Source organism: Pedococcus sp. (genome assembly GCF_036554925.1).
Lineage (GTDB): Bacteria > Actinomycetota > Actinomycetes > Actinomycetales > Dermatophilaceae > Pedococcus_A.
Genome location: NZ_DATBMI010000082.1, coordinates 1 through 16,783, shown reverse-complemented (window position 1 = coordinate 16,783; position 16,783 = coordinate 1). Strand labels below are relative to the sequence as shown.

Sequence of the window (16,783 nt, the reverse complement as noted above, 5' to 3'; positions counted from 1 at the left end):
GGCACACGGGAGGAAGCAGGGCATGCGAGCGATCTGGAAGGGGGCCGTCTCCTTCGGCCTCGTCAACGTGCCGATCCGGCTCTACTCCGCGACCGAGAACCACGACGTGCAGTTCCGACAGGTGCACCGCGAGGACGGCGGCCGCATCAAGTACCAGCGGATCTGCTCGATCGATGGGGACCAGGTCTCGTACGACGACATCGCGAAGGGCTACGAGACCGAGGACGGCGAGATGGTCGTGCTCACCGACGAGGACTTCAAGGAGCTCCCGGCGGCGAGCTCGAAGGAGATCTCGGTCCAGAAGTTCGTCCCGGCCGACCAGATCGACCCGATGCTGCTCGACAAGTCCTACTACCTCGAGCCGGACAAGTCCGCAGCCAAGCCGTACATCCTCCTCCGCGACGCGCTCGAGCAGGCGGACCGGATGGCCGTGGTGACGGTGTCGATCCGCACCCGCATGACGATGGCCGTGCTGCGGGTCAAGGACGGCGTGATCGTCATGCAGACCATGCTCTGGCCCGACGAGATCCGCGCCGCCGACTTCGCCAGCCTCGACGAGGACGCGCACGCCACGGCGAAGGAGCTCGAGATGGCGAACATGCTGATCGAGTCGCTCGCCGGCGACTACGACCCCGACGAGTACGAGGACGACTACGCCCAGGCCGTCGAGGCGCTGGTCAGGGCCAAGGTCGAGGGCGGCGAGGTCCGGATGGCCCCGGAGTCCAAGGACGAGTCCGGCGAGGTCGTGGACCTCCTTGCGGCGCTGGCGAAGTCGGTGGAGAAGGCGAAGGCGTCACGCGGCGAGGCGCCGGCGGCGGAGAAGGCGCCCGCGAAGCAGGCCGCGACGAAGAAGTCCACGGCGAGGAAGCCGGCCGCCAAGAAGTCGACGGCCAAGAAGGCCGCGGCGAAGCCGGCCGCTGCCAAGAAGGCCGCCAGCAAAGCGAGCTAGCCACAGACCTCAGGCCGGGTGTGCCGCGCGGCCGGGCCACGCGGCATACCCCTTCCCTCCGCGGTGCACGCCGGTCTCGGTGGCCGCCATGCGCCGCAGTGCAGGAGTGCCGCAGGATGTCTCCATGCCAGAAGGCCACACGCTGTTCGCCCTCGCCCGCGACCTCGACGCGGCCTTCGCCGGGTCGAGCCCGCAGGTGAGCAGTCCCCAGGGCAGGTTCACCGCCGGGGCCGGCCTGCTCGACGGCCGCGAGATGCTCCACGCCACGTCGTGGGGCAAGCACCTGTTCGCCGAGTTCGCTGGGGACGCCTGGCTGCACGTGCACCTTGGCCTCATCGGCACCTTCACCATCGACGAGCGCCCGTATGCCGGTGAGGTCCCCGTCGTCGGGCAGGTGCGCCTGCGGCTCGCGACGCCCGAGCACGTGGGCGACCTGCGCGGGCCCAACCTCTGCGCGGTCATCACCCCGGAGCAGGTCGAGGCGGTCACGTCGCGTCTGGGCCCGGACCCGCTGCGGCCGGACCCCGACCCCGGGACGGGATGGCGCAAGGTCTCGCGCAGCTCGCGCAGCATCGCCGAGCTGCTCATGGACCAGTCGGTGCTCGCCGGTGTGGGGAACGTCTACCGCTGCGAGGTGCTCTTCCGGCAGCGGGTCAACCCCCACCGGCCCGGGAAGGAGATCCGGCGCTCGACCTGGGAGGCGATCTGGGCCGACCTGGTCGAGCTGCTCCCTCTGGGGGTGGCCACCGGCAGGATCGTCACCGTCGAGGAGCAGGTCGAGCAGGTGCGCGCCGACCTCGCGCGCGGTGAGGTGGACCGGCTCGAGGAGCGCACCTCCTACGTCTACCGGCGAGCCGGGGAGCCGTGCCGGGTCTGCGGCTCGAGGGTCCGCACCCAGGTGGTGGCCGGCCGGAACCTGTTCTGGTGCGGCCGCTGCCAGCGGCGCAGGTAGCGCCCGGACCCCGGGCCGGAGGGGGTGGCCCGGCCCGGGGCGGTTCTCGGGTGCCGCACGCCTCAGTCGATCGCCTCGCAGATGTTCTCGGCGCTCCCGTGCCTGCCGAGCGTGAAGGAGCGCGTGCCGTCGGCGCCCAGGCTCAGCGTCGTGCCGCGGCCGTCCAGGACGTAGATGCCACTCGCCGGGCTGCTCCCGGCGGGCATCGTCGCCCCGAAGGCTCCGTGCTCGGACACCATCGAGGCCATGGAGCCGTCGGGACGGTAGTGCACGGTCGCCGTGGCGCTGAGGTCGCGCACCACGGACGCGCCAGTGGAGACGTTGGTGTAGCGCATGACGAGGGGACCCCGCCACCGTTGCGTCTTCACCGTGCCGTCCGGGTAGAGCTCGGTGTTCCTGTAGTACTCGTCGTCCTCGACCACCGTCTCCTGCACGTCGAACGCGCAGGTGGAGCGCGCCGCGGGGACGAGGATGTCCGGCTGCTCGTAGGGCACCCAGGGCGACCCGCCGGCGGAGGCGGGCGCGGCCCCCGCGCAGAGCGCGAAGGCCGCTGCCACAGCGGTCGAGGCGGCGACAGTGCTGGTGCGCATCCAAGTCTCCTAACCAGTAAAGGCAAAATGTGTGGTTAGACCCAACCATGGTCCCCGGCGGCCGGTCAAGGCACAATGGGCCGGTGCACTGGGAGTCGGTCGAGGGCGTCAGGGTCCCGCAGCGGGCCGGTGGCCACCCCGCGCTGGACCTGTGCAACACCCTTGCCGGGTGGGCCGACCCGCCGGCCGACCGCAGCGAGTGGCTGCCCGGCTACGACGAGCTCGCCGTGTGGTCCGAGCTCGCCGGGCTCCTCGGTGGGGTGCCCGCGGCGACGCTGCGGCGTGCGGCGACGCGGGATCCAGAGGGCGCGGCTGCAGTGGTTGCGGAGGTGCGCAGCCTCCGGCACCACCTGCGTGCGGCGATCCTGGACCCACACCACAGCCGCGGGCTGCGCCCCGTGGGTGACGTGGCGCAGCGTGCCGCAGCCCGGGCCACGCTGACCGCAGGTGACCCGCCCCTGTGGCGACTGCCGGTGGACCTCGACCTCCCGCTGCTGGCCGCGGGCCGGGTGGGTGCCGAGTTCCTCACCCAGGGCCGCCTCGGCGATGTGCGCGCCTGCCCGGGGCCGGGCTGCGGGTGGCTCTTCCTCGACGCGCGCGGCCGGCGCCGCTGGTGCTCCATGGCGTGGTGCGGCAACCGTGCGAAGGTCCGCGCGCATGCCGAGCGTGCCCGGCTGGAGGGCGGGCGGGGCTGACGGAGCCCTCCCTGTGGCCGCGGTCACACCGTTTCTGCAAGATCCACATCCTGAGATGCGGTTTTCGGTCCGCGCGCACCGCCGGTGAGCACGGGACTGCAGCCGGCCGTCGCCATACCCGTTGGTATCCGTTGCAAGGGGAGGGCAGCGTTTTGCGGCGGATCGCCCCGTTTGCCTAGCGTTGGCGACGCACGCCGGAGCCTGAGGGCGACGGGCGGGGAGAGGAGCAGGAGGCTTCCCGCCGCCGGTGAGCGGACCACCCCAGCACGCCAGGATGCCGCCTGCGTCGAAGCAGGCGCTGCGTGACAACGTTGTCAGTGGACTGCCCCCGATGGTGTGGGCACGTGACGGGTGAGTCCCCGGAAGGATCCCGACCCCCCACCACCCCAGCAGGAGGACATCCATGTCTACGTTCCGAAACCCCTTGCCGCACAGATCATTGCGCCGCGCTGGTGCGGTCGCTGCCGCCGGCGCGGTGGCCACCACCCTGCTCGTCGCGGCGCCGACCTCGGCCGCGGACGGCGACGTGCCGGAGCCGACCAGGCACACGCAGAAGGCGTACGACCCCGAAGCCGACTTCACGGCCAGGTGGACCCGCGCCGACGCCCGGCAGATCATGGCGCAGCAGGACGCGTCCGCCTCGCGCGGAGAGAACTCCGTGCCCCAGTCGCAGACCATGCCCGAGATCCCGAAGGACTTCCCGACGATGACCGACGAGGTCTGGGTCTGGGACACGTGGTCGCTCACCGACGAGAGCGCGAACCAGCTGAGCTACAAGGGCTGGGACGTCATCTTCTCGCTCGTCGCGCCGCGTGACATCCCCTTCGACGACCGGCACTGGAACGCCCGGATCGGCTACTTCTTCCGTCCGACGAACGCCGACCCGAGGACGACGCCCTGGAAGTACGGCGGCTACCTCTTCCCGGACGACGCCTCGATCAGCACCACGGAGTGGTCCGGTTCGACCCGTCTCATCCGCGGCAACACCGTCCAGACCTTCTACACGGCGACCACCGGGCCCAAGGGCAAGCGCCCCGGCACCGAGGGAAAGCCGGCGGTGATCGCCTCGTCGTTCGGGAAGATCCACGCTGACAGGAGTGGCGTCTCGTTCGACGGCTTCACCCAGCACACCGAGCTGCTCGAGCCGGACGGCACGTTGTACCAGACCCCCGAGCAGAACCAGATGTTCGCGTTCCGGGACCCGTTCACCTTCGAGGACCCCGCCCACCCGGGCAAGACCTTCATGGTCTTCGAGGGCAACTCGGCCGGCGAGCGCGGCTCCGACGCGACCAGGTGTGATGCCTCCGACCTCGGCTACCGCAAGGGCGAGGAGAACGGTGAGACCGTCTCGCAGGTGAACGACAGCGGTGCCTACTACCAGCGGGCCAACATCGGCCTCGCGGTGGCGGAGAACAAGAGCCTGACGCGGTGGAAGCTGCTGCCCCCGCTGCTCTCGGCGAACTGCGTGAACGACCAGACCGAGCGCCCGCAGGTCTACATCCAGCGGGAGAACGGCAAGCTGAAGTACTACCTGTTCACCATCAGCCACCAGTTCACGTACGCGGCGGGAACCCGCGGCCCCGACGGCGTCTACGGATTCGTGGGCGACGGCATCCGCTCGGACTACCAGCCGCTCAACGACAGCGGGCTCGTCCTCGGCTCGCCGACGGACCTCAACCTCCCCCCGGACCGCCCCGAGTCCCCGACCCAGGGCCAGAACCCGCGCCAGTTCCAGGCGTACTCGCACTACGTGCAGCCGAACGGCCTCGTGCAGTCCTTCATCGACAACGTGGACGGCCGACGCGGCGGCACGCTCGCGCCGACGGTCAAGATCAACTTCTTCGGCGGGAAGTCCACGGTCGACAGGGAGTTCGGCGACAACGGCCTCGGCCCCTACGGCTGGCTGCCGACCAACAAGCACGTCGGTGGCAAGGGCTTCACCAAGGCCCCGGCAGCCCCGCGGGCCGAGAAGCGAGGCTGAGCCGACGGCGCGGCCGAGCCTGCCACACGGCATACGGCACGCGCAGCACTGAGCAGGGCGGGCGCCCGGGGCAGGGGCCCGGGCGCCCGCCCACCAGCAACGCGGAGAACAACGTGGCCAACCGACCCATGACAGCCCCGAGGAGCGACCTGCCGTGTCCACCACCACACCTCGCCAGCCGACCCACGCGGTCGCCGTCGCGGTGGCATCGTTGCTCGTCGCGGTGCTGGCCGTCCTGCTCGCCCCGCGTGGGGGGAGCGGGGAGGATGGCGGCGTGAGCATCGCCGAGACCCCGCACTGGAGGCCGGTCGCCCACCTGACCCCGCAGCAGAACTGGATGAACGACCCCAACGGCCTGGTCTACGTGGACGGCCGCTACCACGTCTTCTACCAGCACAACCCGCACGGCAACGACTGGGGCAACATGTCGTGGGGCCACTCCTCGAGCACCGACCTCGTGCGCTGGAAGGAGCACCCGGTCGCCCTGCCAGCCACGCGAGAGGAGGAGGCCTTCTCGGGATCGGTGGTCTACGACCGGGAGAACCGGTCGGGTCTCGGGACGGCCGAGAACCCGCCGCTGGTGGCGGTGTACACCAGCGTGTTCAAGGAGGGCTCCGGCCATGAGCCGGGAACCCAGGCCCAGTCGGTCGCCTGGAGCACCGACCGGGGGGAGACCTGGCAGCGCCACACAGGCAACCCGGTGCTCAGCCTGGACCCGCCGTCACGGCACTTCCGCGACCCGAAGGTGACGTGGTACCCCCAGGGTGGCTACTGGGTCCTGACGACCGTGGTCGCCGACGACCACGTGGTGAAGCTCTACCGGTCCGACGACCTCCTGCACTGGGACTTCCTCAGCGACTTCCGCGCGGACGCGCCCGAGGGTGTGCTGTGGGAGATGCCGGAGCTCGTCCAGGTGCCGGTGGAGGGGCAGCCGGGCCGACGCGAGTGGGTGATGCTGCTCAGCGTGAATCCCGGCGGCGTTGCTGGAGGTTCGGGTATGCGCTACTTCACGGGCACGTTCGACGGGACCACCTTCGAGGCCTCCGACGAGCGGTCGACCGGGCCCACCCCGGACGAACAGACCTGGCTGGACCACGGGCCCGACTTCTACGCGGCGACGTCGGTGTCACACGCACCGGGCGAGCGGCCGGTGGTCATCGGCTGGATGAGCAACTGGGCGTATGCCGCCGACGTCCCGACCGCGCCGTGGCGCGGCTCCATGGCGATCCCGCGCGAGCTGGTCCTGCACCGGACGCCGACCGGGCTCGTTCTCGGGAACCACCCGGCGGCGCCGGTGGAGAGGGCCGTTGGCGGTCCGGAGCAGGCGCTGGCGCGCGTGGACGTCGACGGACGGCGCGAGCTGGCCCCGCTGGACCGCGAGGGGGCGTACTGGGTGGGCGCGACCCTGCGACCCGGGGACGCCGCCACCGCCGCCGTCCAGCTGTTCGGTCGCGGCGGGCGCGAGGGCGCCCGGGTCTCCTACGACCGGACGGCGGGCGAGCTCGTGGTGCAGCGGGCCGGCTCGGGTCCGGCCGCCTTCACCGACCGCTTCGGCACCCGGTACCGCGTGCCGGTGCCGCTGGAGGACGGGAGGGTCCGGCTCGACGTGCTCGTCGACCGCGGCTCCGTGGAGGTCTTCGCCCACGGTGGGCGTACCTCGGTGACCACCCTCGCCCTGCCCGAGGCCGGCACCACCGGCCTGGCCCTGTTGAGCGACGGTGGGGCGTCCACCTTCGAGGACGTGAGCGTGAGGGCGTTCGGGTCGTGACGCCCCGCCGTACCTAGGGGAAGACCCGCCACCGCGCGGAGAGGCCCACCGCGGCGAGCAGGGCGAGCGCAGCCAGTGCGACCAGGCCCGCACTGACCTCCACCTCGCGCGTCTGCCGGTCCACGTGGCGGGGAAGGTCGGCGAGCACCCCCTGCAGCTGGTCCGCGTCGCTGGCGCGGAAGTAGGTGCCGCCCGTCGTGTCGGCGACCTCGCGCAGCGCGTCCTCGTCGACGACGAGGAAGTTGCGGCCGTCACGGCCGAACCCGCCCAGTCCGGAGCCGAAGCGGTTCACGTCGCCGGCGCCGAGCTGTTCGCGGGTGCAGAAGAGCCGGGTCGGGTTCGTGGTTCCGAAGCCGATCGGGAAGACCCGCACCCCGCGGGCGGCGGCCTGCTCGGCGGCTGCCTCGGGGGTCACCCCGCGGGTGTTGGCGCCGTCCGTCAGCAGGACGATGATCTCGGGTACCGGGTCAGGCCTGCCGCCTTGCGGGCTGCTGCCGGGGGGGCCGGACGGCGTGGCGGGTGCCGGGGTGCCCTGCACGTCCGCTCCGCGCTCGTCGCCCGGGTCCGCCGGCGCGACGTTCGGGTTGATCTCCGCGATGGCGTCCACGGACTTGAGGATGGCGGCGCCGATCGTCGTGCCACGCCCCGTGGTCAGCGTGTCGACCGCCCGGAGGACCGCCTCGCGATCGGTGGACGGCGGCACCGCCAGCTGCGCGAACCCGGAGAACAGGACCAGGCCGATGCGCAGGTCGTCCTCCTGCGCACTCACGAAGTCGCGGACCGCCTCCTGTGCGGCGGTGAGACGGTTGGGCTCGACATCGGTGGCGCACATCGAGCCCGACACGTCGAGGGCGAGGATGACCGCCGTCCCTGCCGTCGGGACCTCGGCCTCGACCTGCGGACGGGCACCCGCGAGGCCGAGGAGCCCCAGGCTGGCCAGCACCAACGCGAACGGCACGTGCCTGCGCCAGCGCGCCGACGGCGGTGCGGCCGCCCGGACCAGCGCCACCTGGGAGTGGCGCACCGCCACGCGACGCCGTCGCCGCAGCTGCCACAGGTATGCCGCGGTGAGGGCGGGCAGCACGAGGAGGACGGCCAGGGCCCACGGCCAGGCGAAGGACATGGCTACACCACCCTCCCCGTCCGGACCAGCGACACGACGGCGCCGACGAGGAGCAGCAGGGCGGCTGCCCCCGCCAGCACCGCGGTCACCTCGAGGCGCCGGGTCTGGGCGGTCCAGTCGAGGTCGATGGAGTCGTAGACGTCGGCCAGGGCCGCGGCGTCGGCGGCCCGGTAGTACGTGCCGTCCGTGGTGGAGGCGATCTCACGGAGCAGCTCCTCGTCAAGGGCGGTCGCCACCGAGAAGCCGTCCACCTCCAGCACCGTGCCCTCGGGACTGCCGAGGCCGATGGGGTGGATCCGGACGCCTGCGACCGAGGCCAGCTCGGCGAGGGGCAGGGGGTCGGGGTCCGAGGTGTTCTCCCCGTCCGAGAGCAGCACGACCGCGGAGGACCCGTAGTAGCCGACGTCGACACCCTCGAGGTCGCCGGCCGTCGGCGACTCGGAGGCGACGATCGGGCGTCCCGCGATGGCCGTCAGGGACGTCAGGATCCCCCGCCCGAGCGCGGTGGCGCCCTGCGGCGCGAGCCGGTTGATGGCGGCCAGCACCTGGGCCTGGTCGGTGCTGGGCTGCAGGGCGATGACGCCGCTCTCGCCGAAGGCCACCACCCCGATGCGGATGCTCGTCGGCTGGCGCTCGACGAACGTCCGCGCCGCGGCCTTCGCGGCCTCCATCCGCGTCGGCCGCAGGTCGGTCGCGCTCATGCTCGTGGAGACGTCGAACGCCAGGATCACGGTGCCCTCGCGGCGGGGGTCCGCGACCGTGGCCTCCGGCCGGGCCAGCGCGACGAGCAGCAGCGTGAGGGCGGCGAGGAGGAGTGCCGGCCCGAGGTGCCTGGTCCGACGGCCCCGGGACGCGGCGCGGTGGTCCCGCGCGTGGACCACCAGGCCCATCGACGCGAGCTGGTCGCGCCGCGCGTCCTGCCGGCGCACCAGCCTGCGGTACCCCGCCAGCAGGAAGGGGATCGCCAGCAGCGACAGGAGCATCCAGGGCCAGGTGAACGTCATCGCCGGCCCCGCTTGCGCAGGTCGGCGATCCGCGCGAGGGCGCGGACGAGGTCCTCGTCCGTCGCGACCTGGTACAGCTCGACCCCCGCGGACCTGGCGCCGTCCCGGAGCTCGGCCTGTCGCTCGTCCGCGGCGGCCCGGAGCCTCTGCTGGAATGCCGCGTCGTCGGTGTCGACGAAGATCTGCTCCCCGGTCTCGGCGTCCTCGACGTAGACCATGCCGACGGCGGGCAGCTCGAACTCGCGCGGATCGACGACCTGGACGGCGACCACGTCGTGCCGTCGGGCCAGCAGGGAGAGGGGCCGCTCCCAACCGGGGCTGCTGATGAAGTCCGACACGAGAACCACCAGGGAGCGCCGCCGCGCGACACCCAGGGCGGCTCGCAGCAGCACCGACAGGTCGGTGGCGGTGCCGGTGGGCTCGGCTGGGCGGAGCAGCTCGTGCGTGATGCGCAGGACCTGGTTGCGGCCCTGACCCGGTGGGATCGTCAGCTCGACGACGTTGCTGAACAGCATGGCGCCGACCCGGTTGCCGCCGCGGGCGAGCAGCTGCGCGATGGTGGTGGCCAGCTCGAGGACGACGTGCTCCTTCTGCCGGTCGACCGGGCCGAAGCCCATCGAGGGGGACCGGTCGAGGAGCAGCCAGGCGGTGACCTCACGGTCCTCGACGTACTGGCGCACGAACGGCGTGTCCATCCGCGCCGTGACGTTCCAGTCGATGTGGCGCAGGTCGTCGCCCGGCTCGTACTCGCGCAGGTCGTGGAAGTCCGTGCCGGCGCCCCGGAACAGGGTGCGGTAGTCGCCCTGCAGCCGGCCGTCGAGCAGGCGGATGACCCGCCACTCCAGGCGGCGCAGGACCCGCTCGGGCGTCAGCGGGGGCGCGTGGTCCATGGCTGTCCCGGGGCCGGGGCCCGCTCGCGGAGGGGGATGTCGGGCACCGCGACCGCGTCCAGGACCGGCTGCAGCAGGTCGTCGGGGGTGAGGCCGTCGGCCAGGGCCTCGTAGGAGAGGACCACGCGGTGGCGGAGCACGTCCAGGGCGAGGTCGCGGGCGTCGAGCGGCAGCGCGTAGTCGCGTCCGCGGAGGAAGGCGAGCGCCTTGGCGGCACGAACCAGGTTGATCGACGCCCGCGGGCTGGCGCCGAAGGACACGTACCGTGCGAGGTCGGGCAGGCCGACCGAGACGGGCTGGCGGGTGGCGGTGGCGAGCTGCACGGCGTACTGGATGACGGCGGGGTCGACGTAGACCGCGTCGGTCTCGCGCTGGTACTGCAGCAGCTGCTCGGTGGTGACGACCTGCTGGGTCGCCTCGAGGCTGCCGGTCATGCGCTCGACCACGACGAACTCCTCGCCGGGTGTGGGATAGCCGACGAGGACCTTGAGCATGAACCGGTCGACCTGCGCCTCCGGCAGGGCGTACGTCCCCTCGGACTCGATCGGGTTCTGGGTGGCCATGACCAGGAACGGGTCGGGCGCCGGGTAGCTCTCGCGGCCGATGGTCACCTGGCGCTCCTGCATGACCTCGAGCAGTGCGCTCTGCACCTTGGCCGGCGCGCGGTTGATCTCGTCGGCCAGGAGCAGGTTGGCGAAGACCGGGCCGAGCGAGACCTGGAACTCGCCGTCCCGCTGGTTGTAGATGCGCGTCCCGGTGAGGTCAGCCGGGACCAGGTCGGGGGTGAACTGGATGCGCTGGAACTCGCCACCGATGGCCTGGGCGAGAGTCTTGATGGCCATCGTCTTCGCCAGGCCGGGCACACCCTCGACGAGCAGGTGCCCACGCGAGAGCAGCGCGACCAGCATGCGCTCCAGGAGCAGGTCCTGGCCCACGATCGTCTTCTTGACCTGGTAGAGGGTGTGCTCGAGCGGGTGCTGCGCCTGGGGGTCGTCTGTCCCGTGGACGTCCATGGCTGTCCTCCCGTGGCCTGGCGGCCGGGCTAGAGGGGCGGTGCGTCGGCCGCGCCGCCGGCGGTGGCGATCGGCACGGCGAACCCGATGCCGACGAAGAACGACTGGTCCGTGGGGTTGGCGAGCCCGGTGACGACGCCGATGACCTGACCTGACCGGTTCAGCAGCGGGCCGCCGGAGTTGCCGGGGTTGACCGCGGCGTCGAACTGGATCAGGCCGGAGAGCTCACGGTCCTGGTCGAGCCGCGCCGAGCGGTCCAGGGCGGACACCACGCCGGTGGTCAGGGTGCGCGACAGGCCGAAGGGGTGGCCGACCGCGATGACGGGGTGGCCCACCTGTGCCCCGCCGCCGAGCACGGCCGGCACCACGACCTCCGGGAGCTGGTCGACCCGCAGCGCCGCGATGTCGTTCGCCGGCTGGCGTGCCACGATCTCGGCCCGGGCCAGGGTGCCGTCGGCGAAGCGGGCCTCGATGCTCTCGGCGTCCGCGACGACGTGCAGTGCGGTGAGGATCGTCCCGTTGGCGTTGACGACGATGCCCGCACCGGTGCTGGCGGACGACCCGTCCGGTCCTGCCCCGCCCGTCGAGGTGAGCTGCACCAGGGACGGCAGGATGCCCTGGTAGACCACAGCGGCGTCCGGTGGCTGCGCCCGCTGCTCCTCGAGGGCCTTGGTGATGCGCTCCTGCACCTGCCGGTCGACCTGGCCCCGCGTCAGGGGCTCGGGGCCGGAGCCGCCCTGCCAGAGCAGCGCGGCGACGACTCCGACGAGGGCCACCGAGGCCAGGACCCAGCGCCAGTGCCATCGCGGGCGCCGCCGGGCCGGTCGCGGCAGTGCGTCGGCGGGCGTCGGGCCAGACGCCCCCACGGTCTCCGGCGCTGCCATCCGGGCCACCCTTCGGACTGTACGTGTGTTTCCGGGCCTTGCCCACGGCCTGCAGCAGACTCACACCGTCTTCTCAGGAACTCGCCCTTTCGGGCACTCGCCCTCTCGGCACCCGCCCTCTCGGCACTCGCCCTTCTCGGGAACTCGCCGCGGCGGCACGGCGAGGAGGCGCCGACGCCGACGCCTCGCGCGACCGGTCCCGGCGCGAGCGCTAGGTTCCAGGGATGGACACCGGAGTCTTCGGCCCGCCCGACCCTGCGTCCCTGAGGGACCTCCAGCTGGAGCGGATGCGGTGGAGCCTGCGCCACGCCTACGACAACGTCGCCCACTACCGCCGCGCCTTCGACGAGCACGGCGTCAGCCCCGACGACCTGCGCGAGCTGTCCGACCTGGCGCGGTTCCCCTTCACGACCAAGGCGGACCTGCGCGCGAACTACCCGTTCGGGATGTTCGCGGTCCCGCGCGAGCAGGTCTCGCGCATCCACGCCTCGAGCGGCACCACCGGCCGGCCCACCGTCGTCGGCTACACGAGAGACGACCTGGAGACGTGGGCCGAGGTCGTGGCCCGCTCCATCTCGGCGGCCGGGGGACGGGCGGGCGACATGGTGCACGTCGCCTACGGCTACGGCCTGTTCACCGGCGGCCTCGGCGCCCACTACGGCGCGGAGCGGCTCGGCTGCACGGTGGTGCCGGTCTCCGGCGGCATGACCGAGCGCCAGGTGCAGCTCATCACCGACTTCGGCCCCCGCATCATCATGGTCACCCCGTCCTACTTCCTCGCGATCCTCGACGAGATGGAGGCGCAGGGCATCGACCCCCGGCAGACCTCCCTCGAGATCGGGATCTTCGGGGCGGAGCCGTGGACCGAGCAGATGCGCGAGGAGGTGGAGCGCCGCAGCGGGATCCGCGCCGTGGACATCTACGGTCTCTCCGAGGTGATGGGGCCGGGCGTCAGCCAGGAGTCGGGGCAGACCCAGGACGGCCTGCACATCTGGGAGGACCACTTCCACCCCGAGGTCGTCGACCCCGTCACCGGGGAGGTGCTGCCCGACGGGGAGGAGGGGGAGCTGGTCTTCACCTCCCTCACCAAGCAGGCCATGCCGGTGGTGCGCTACCGCACCCGCGACCTGACCACGCTCCTGCCGGGCACTGCATACCCGCAGTTCCGGCGGATGGCCAAGATCACCGGCCGCAGCGACGACATGATGATCGTGCGCGGCGTCAACGTCTTCCCGTCGCAGATCGAGGAGCACATCCTCGCCGTCGACGGCCTCGCCCCGCACTACGTCTGCGTGCTCACCCGGCCGGGCCGCCTGGACGAGCTGACCGTGCGCGTGGAGGCGGTGGCCGAGGGGCTGCCGGAGGCGCGCCGCACCGCGCTGGCCAGGGACCTGCAGTCCCGGGTCAAGCACCGGGTCGGTGTCACCATCAGCGCCGAGGTCGTGGAGCCGCACGCCCTCGAGCGCTCGCTCGGGAAGGCCCGTCGCATCGACGACCGGCGGCACCTGCGCTGACGCCGCGTCACCGGGACTGCGCCGGCACGGCGAAGACCACGACGTTGCGCTCGTAGTGCCCTGTGCGGCGGTCGAACTCGCCGCCGCAGGTGACCAGGAGGAGGCGGGCCGGCACCTCCTGGCGGAACAGCTCACGCCAGGGCAGGGTCGCCTTGGGGTAGGAGCGGCGGGCGACGACGCGGTAGGTGGCGGAGCTCCCCTCGGGACCTCGCACCGTGACGGTCGCGCCGACCGGCGTGCGGCTGAGGTCGACCAGGCTGCCCAAGCCCTCCTCGGCGGAGTCGACGTGACCCGCCATGAGGATGGTGCCGTAGGGGGCGCCCGGCGCGGCCCCGCCGGACCACCAGCCCACCTCTCGCGGGCTCTCGGGCACCACCAGCGCGCCCCCAGCGTCCACACCGGTCGGCACGACGGGCGCCTCGACACCGATCGCCGGCACCCGCACAGCGGTGGGGCGGAACGAGCGGTCGGGCGCCACCGTCAGGCTGGGCGTGGCGCTCGTGACCGCGGTCGTGGAGGAGCTGGGTGGGGCGGGGCTGGGTGGGGCGGGGCTGGGTGGGGCGGAGGGTGCCGAGGGGCTCGGCGACGCGGGTGCTGCAGGGTCCGACGTCGTCAGGTCGCCCGGGCTGGGTGGGGAGAGGACGGCCGAGGGCACATCGCCGGCGTTCGGTGCCGCGCGGTCGGAGGCCTGGACCGCCGCACCCACGCCGGTGGCCGCGAGCAGCAGGACACCGGCGACCAGGGTGGTCAGCCCCGGTCGCCGGTGCCTGCCGTGCTGCACGCGCGTCCCTCGTGTCGACTCGGTGTCGTCTCGTGGAGACGGGTCAGCGCCCGGCGGCGGCGCGGGCCAGGCGGCGCGAGCCCGCCGCGGCCAGGGCGGCCCCGGCGAGCCCGGTCAGGACCAGGAGCGGTGCGGCTGGGGTGCCGTCGGCCTGGCCGCCGGTGCCGGCGTTGACCGTGGTGGGGGCGGCGCCGCCACTGCTGGCGTACGACTGCGTGACCGCGGTGAGGGTGTCGCCCTCGAGGCTGCCGACCGCGTAGACCACCAGGGTCTGGCCCGACTGCACCGGCAGGTCGACCGGGCCGATCACCGGCTCGGTCGTGCCCGCGGCCGCGACGGAGGCCGAGACGGTGCCGGCCGGCACCATCAGCATCTTCTCGTCCGGGTTGCTGAGGTCGCTGATGACCGCCTCCCCACCGGCGAGCACGTCGACGGCGGGTGCGGCAGCCGTGTGGCGCACCACGAGGCGCCCCATGCCGTCCGGCACGGCTTCAGTGGGGTTGATGAACGGCTTGATCGAGGGCTGGCCCTCCGCCGTCAGGTGGGCCACCACGGTCGCGTTCGCGCCCGCGGGCAGGTCTGGGGAGAGCTCGAGGATGGGGTCGGAGCCGGCGGCCGCCCCGGCGGGCCGCACCTCGATGTCGTGCGACCCGGCCGGCAGGCTGATCGGGTCGGTGACGGTCTCGAACTCGAAGTTCGACAGGGCGCGGTTGCCGTCGACGTAGACGTCGACGGGGGTGTCGGGTATGCCGTGCACCACCGTGACGGTGGCACCTGCAGTGGCGGCCTGCGCCGGCAGCGCGGCCAGACCGGCCGCGGCGAGCACGCCGGCAGCAGCAAGGGTCGCTCGCCGCGCGTGGGTCTTCTGAGTCTTCATGGGTATGCCCTTCCCTCCGTGGGCCCCCTCGTGGGGCGTCCTGACGAACCCGGTTCGGTTCGGCGGCCTCGATGGATGGGAAAGTTCTTCAATTTCTTTGACTGGTTGCGCAAGTTTCGCCTGCCGGGGCGTCCTCGGTGGCCGCCCGGCAGACCGGTCGAACCCCGGTTCCGCTGTGGGCGGACACGGTGGCCATGGCGCTCCGCCGTCAGCCTTGTAATCATGATTACATGACTACACGCACAACGACTGCGGAGGCATGGCTGGCCGGTCGCCTCCCGGAGGAGTGGTTCACCGGCCCGGTCGAGGTCCGCCGCGACCGCGACGAGATCGTCATCGTCGGCTCCCTCCCGGAGCCGCAGCTGCCCGACGACGCCGACGAGGCCGCCCGCGAGGTCGCCGCCCGTGGCCGGACCACGTCCTTCCGCGAGGACACCCGCGACAAGCGCATCGAGATCGCCCGCGAGCTCGAGCACCTGAGCGGCAAGAAGGTCTCGTGGGGCGTGCGCGTCGGGGACCGCGAGGTGCTGTTCACGCACCTCGCCGCCCCGGTCATGACCCGGCTGCGCCAGCCGGAGCGCCAGGTCCTCGACACGCTGGTCGAGGCGGGCGTCGCTCGTTCCCGTGCGGACGCGCTGGCCTGGTGCGTCCGGCTGGTCGGCGAGCGCTCCGAGGCCTGGCTGGGCGAGCTGCGGACCGCCATGAAGCAGGTCGAGGAGGTCCGCAGCAAGGGCCCGGACGCGTGACACGGGCGGTGTGCCGCGGGGCCGGCCACGTGGCGCACCGCGGCTGCGCGTCCGCCCACGGCGAACATGAGTCGGGTCGGCTCAGAGAGGGGAACACCGTGGCATACGGCCGCGTTTGCCCCCATGTATCACCGTGCGGGTCGCTGCAGGGCGGTCCCGATCAGGCATCGGTCGCTCTGACACGTTCACCGGCGTCGTCCCGCACGGATAGCATCGAGGTGATCTCGATTAGGCAGGAGCAGAGAGATGTTTGAACGGTTCACCGACCGTGCCCGTCGGGTGGTCGTGCTTGCGCAGGAGGAAGCGCGCATGCTCAACCACAACTACATCGGCACGGAGCACATCCTGCTCGGCCTCATCCACGAGGGTGAAGGCGTCGCCTCCAAGGCTCTGGAGAGCCTCGGCATCTCGCTGGAGTCGGTCCGCGAGCAGGTCCAGGAGATCATCGGGCAGGGCCAGCAGGCGCCGTCGGGGCACATCCCGTTCACGCCGCGTGCCAAGAAGGTCCTCGAGCTGAGCCTGCGCGAGGCGCTGCAGCTCGGCCACAACTACATCGGCACCGAGCACATCCTGCTCGGCCTCATCCGCGAGGGCGAGGGCGTCGCGGCCCAGGTCCTCGTCAAGCTCGGCGCGGACCTCAACCGCGTGCGCCAGCAGGTCATCCAGCTGATCTCCGGCTACCAGGGCAAGGAGGGCGCAGGCGGCTCGTCCATGGGAGCCGGCGTGCAGCAGGAGGGCACCCCGGCGGGGTCGCTCGTCCTCGACCAGTTCGGCCGCAACCTCACCCAGGCCGCCCGCGAGGGCAAGCTCGACCCGGTCATCGGGCGCGAGAAGGAGATCGAGCGGGTCATGCAGGTGCTGTCCCGCCGCACCAAGAACAACCCCGTCCTCATCGGCGAGCCCGGCGTCGGCAAGACCGCCGTGGTCGAGGGCCTGGCCCAGGACATCGTCAAGGGCGAGGTGCCCGAGACCCTCAAGGACAAGCAGCTCTACACCCTCGACCTCGGCGCGCTCGT

At 72.3% G+C, this 16,783-nt stretch carries 16 protein-coding genes; 8 read left to right on the top strand and 8 right to left on the bottom strand.

Annotated elements, in window-relative coordinates; translation table 11 throughout:
- Positions 1-22 precede the first annotated feature (22 nt).
- Both VIB11_RS06830 and VIB11_RS06825 read left to right on the top strand, forming a co-directional pair.
- Positions 23-949, top strand: coding sequence for a Ku protein (locus VIB11_RS06830; protein WP_332029640.1), 927 nt, complete (start codon positions 23-25; stop codon positions 947-949).
- Positions 950-1,073: 124 nt separating this feature from the next.
- A complete protein-coding gene (locus VIB11_RS06825) occupies positions 1,074-1,901 on the top strand; it encodes an Fpg/Nei family DNA glycosylase (protein ID WP_332029638.1) in 828 nt (275 codons plus the stop codon).
- A 62-nt stretch (positions 1,902-1,963) separates the two neighbouring features.
- Here the strand turns inward: VIB11_RS06825 and VIB11_RS06820 are convergent, their stop codons facing one another.
- Positions 1,964-2,491 (bottom strand): hypothetical protein, encoded by a 528-nt coding sequence (locus VIB11_RS06820; RefSeq protein WP_332029636.1) that lies wholly within the window; start codon positions 2,489-2,491, stop codon positions 1,964-1,966.
- Between the two features lie 83 nt (positions 2,492-2,574).
- Between VIB11_RS06820 and VIB11_RS06815 the strand changes: the two genes are divergently transcribed.
- From VIB11_RS06815 to VIB11_RS06805, 3 genes are all read left to right on the top strand, one after another.
- Positions 2,575-3,186 (top strand): CGNR zinc finger domain-containing protein, encoded by a 612-nt coding sequence (locus tag VIB11_RS06815; RefSeq protein ID WP_332029634.1) that lies wholly within the window; start codon positions 2,575-2,577, stop codon positions 3,184-3,186.
- A gap of 403 nt (positions 3,187-3,589) precedes the next feature.
- Complete coding sequence (locus VIB11_RS06810; protein ID WP_332029633.1) at positions 3,590-5,167, top strand: glycoside hydrolase family 68 protein; 1,578 nt, start codon at positions 3,590-3,592, stop codon at positions 5,165-5,167.
- A 154-nt stretch (positions 5,168-5,321) separates the two neighbouring features.
- Positions 5,322-6,935: a glycoside hydrolase family 32 protein gene (locus VIB11_RS06805; protein WP_332029631.1), complete on the top strand. Its 1,614-nt coding sequence runs from the start codon at positions 5,322-5,324 to the stop codon at positions 6,933-6,935.
- A gap of 13 nt (positions 6,936-6,948) precedes the next feature.
- Here VIB11_RS06805 and VIB11_RS06800 read toward each other — a convergent pair whose 3' ends face one another.
- The 5 genes from VIB11_RS06800 to VIB11_RS06780 are packed head-to-tail and all read right to left on the bottom strand — an operon-like array spanning position 6,949 to position 11,849.
- Entirely contained in the window at positions 6,949-8,058 is a 1,110-nt protein-coding gene (locus tag VIB11_RS06800; protein ID WP_332029629.1) for a VWA domain-containing protein, read from the bottom strand.
- Positions 8,059-8,060: 2 nt separating this feature from the next.
- A complete protein-coding gene (locus VIB11_RS06795; protein WP_332029627.1) occupies positions 8,061-9,062 on the bottom strand; it encodes a VWA domain-containing protein in 1,002 nt (333 codons plus the stop codon).
- Positions 9,059-9,952, bottom strand: a complete 894-nt coding sequence (locus VIB11_RS06790; RefSeq protein ID WP_332029625.1) for a DUF58 domain-containing protein — start codon at positions 9,950-9,952, stop codon at positions 9,059-9,061. The genes VIB11_RS06795 and VIB11_RS06790 overlap by 4 nt, the downstream gene beginning before the upstream one ends.
- Entirely contained in the window at positions 9,931-10,965 is a 1,035-nt protein-coding gene (locus VIB11_RS06785) for a MoxR family ATPase (RefSeq protein WP_332029623.1), read from the bottom strand. The genes VIB11_RS06790 and VIB11_RS06785 overlap by 22 nt, the downstream gene beginning before the upstream one ends.
- Before the next feature lie 29 nt (positions 10,966-10,994).
- On the bottom strand, positions 10,995-11,849 hold the full coding sequence (locus tag VIB11_RS06780) for a S1C family serine protease (protein ID WP_332029621.1): 855 nt from the start codon (positions 11,847-11,849) through the stop codon (positions 10,995-10,997).
- Positions 11,850-12,073: 224 nt separating this feature from the next.
- On the opposite strand from VIB11_RS06780, the gene paaK reads away from it, so the two are divergent.
- Positions 12,074-13,363: a phenylacetate--CoA ligase PaaK gene (gene paaK / locus VIB11_RS06775; protein ID WP_332029619.1), complete on the top strand. Its 1,290-nt coding sequence runs from the start codon at positions 12,074-12,076 to the stop codon at positions 13,361-13,363.
- Positions 13,364-13,370: 7 nt separating this feature from the next.
- Here paaK and VIB11_RS06770 read toward each other — a convergent pair whose 3' ends face one another.
- The gene (locus VIB11_RS06770) at positions 13,371-14,144 is read right to left on the bottom strand and encodes a class F sortase (protein ID WP_332029617.1); all 774 of its coding nucleotides are present in this window, start codon (positions 14,142-14,144) and stop codon (positions 13,371-13,373) included.
- 43 nt (positions 14,145-14,187) lie between these two features.
- Positions 14,188-15,021, bottom strand: a complete 834-nt coding sequence (locus VIB11_RS06765; RefSeq protein ID WP_332029615.1) for a DUF4397 domain-containing protein — start codon at positions 15,019-15,021, stop codon at positions 14,188-14,190.
- A gap of 230 nt (positions 15,022-15,251) precedes the next feature.
- On the opposite strand from VIB11_RS06765, the gene VIB11_RS06760 reads away from it, so the two are divergent.
- Complete coding sequence (locus VIB11_RS06760) at positions 15,252-15,767, top strand: hypothetical protein (protein WP_332029614.1); 516 nt, start codon at positions 15,252-15,254, stop codon at positions 15,765-15,767.
- A gap of 246 nt (positions 15,768-16,013) precedes the next feature.
- A partial coding sequence (locus tag VIB11_RS06755; protein ID WP_332029611.1) for a Clp protease N-terminal domain-containing protein occupies positions 16,014-16,783 on the top strand: 770 nt, incomplete at its 3' end.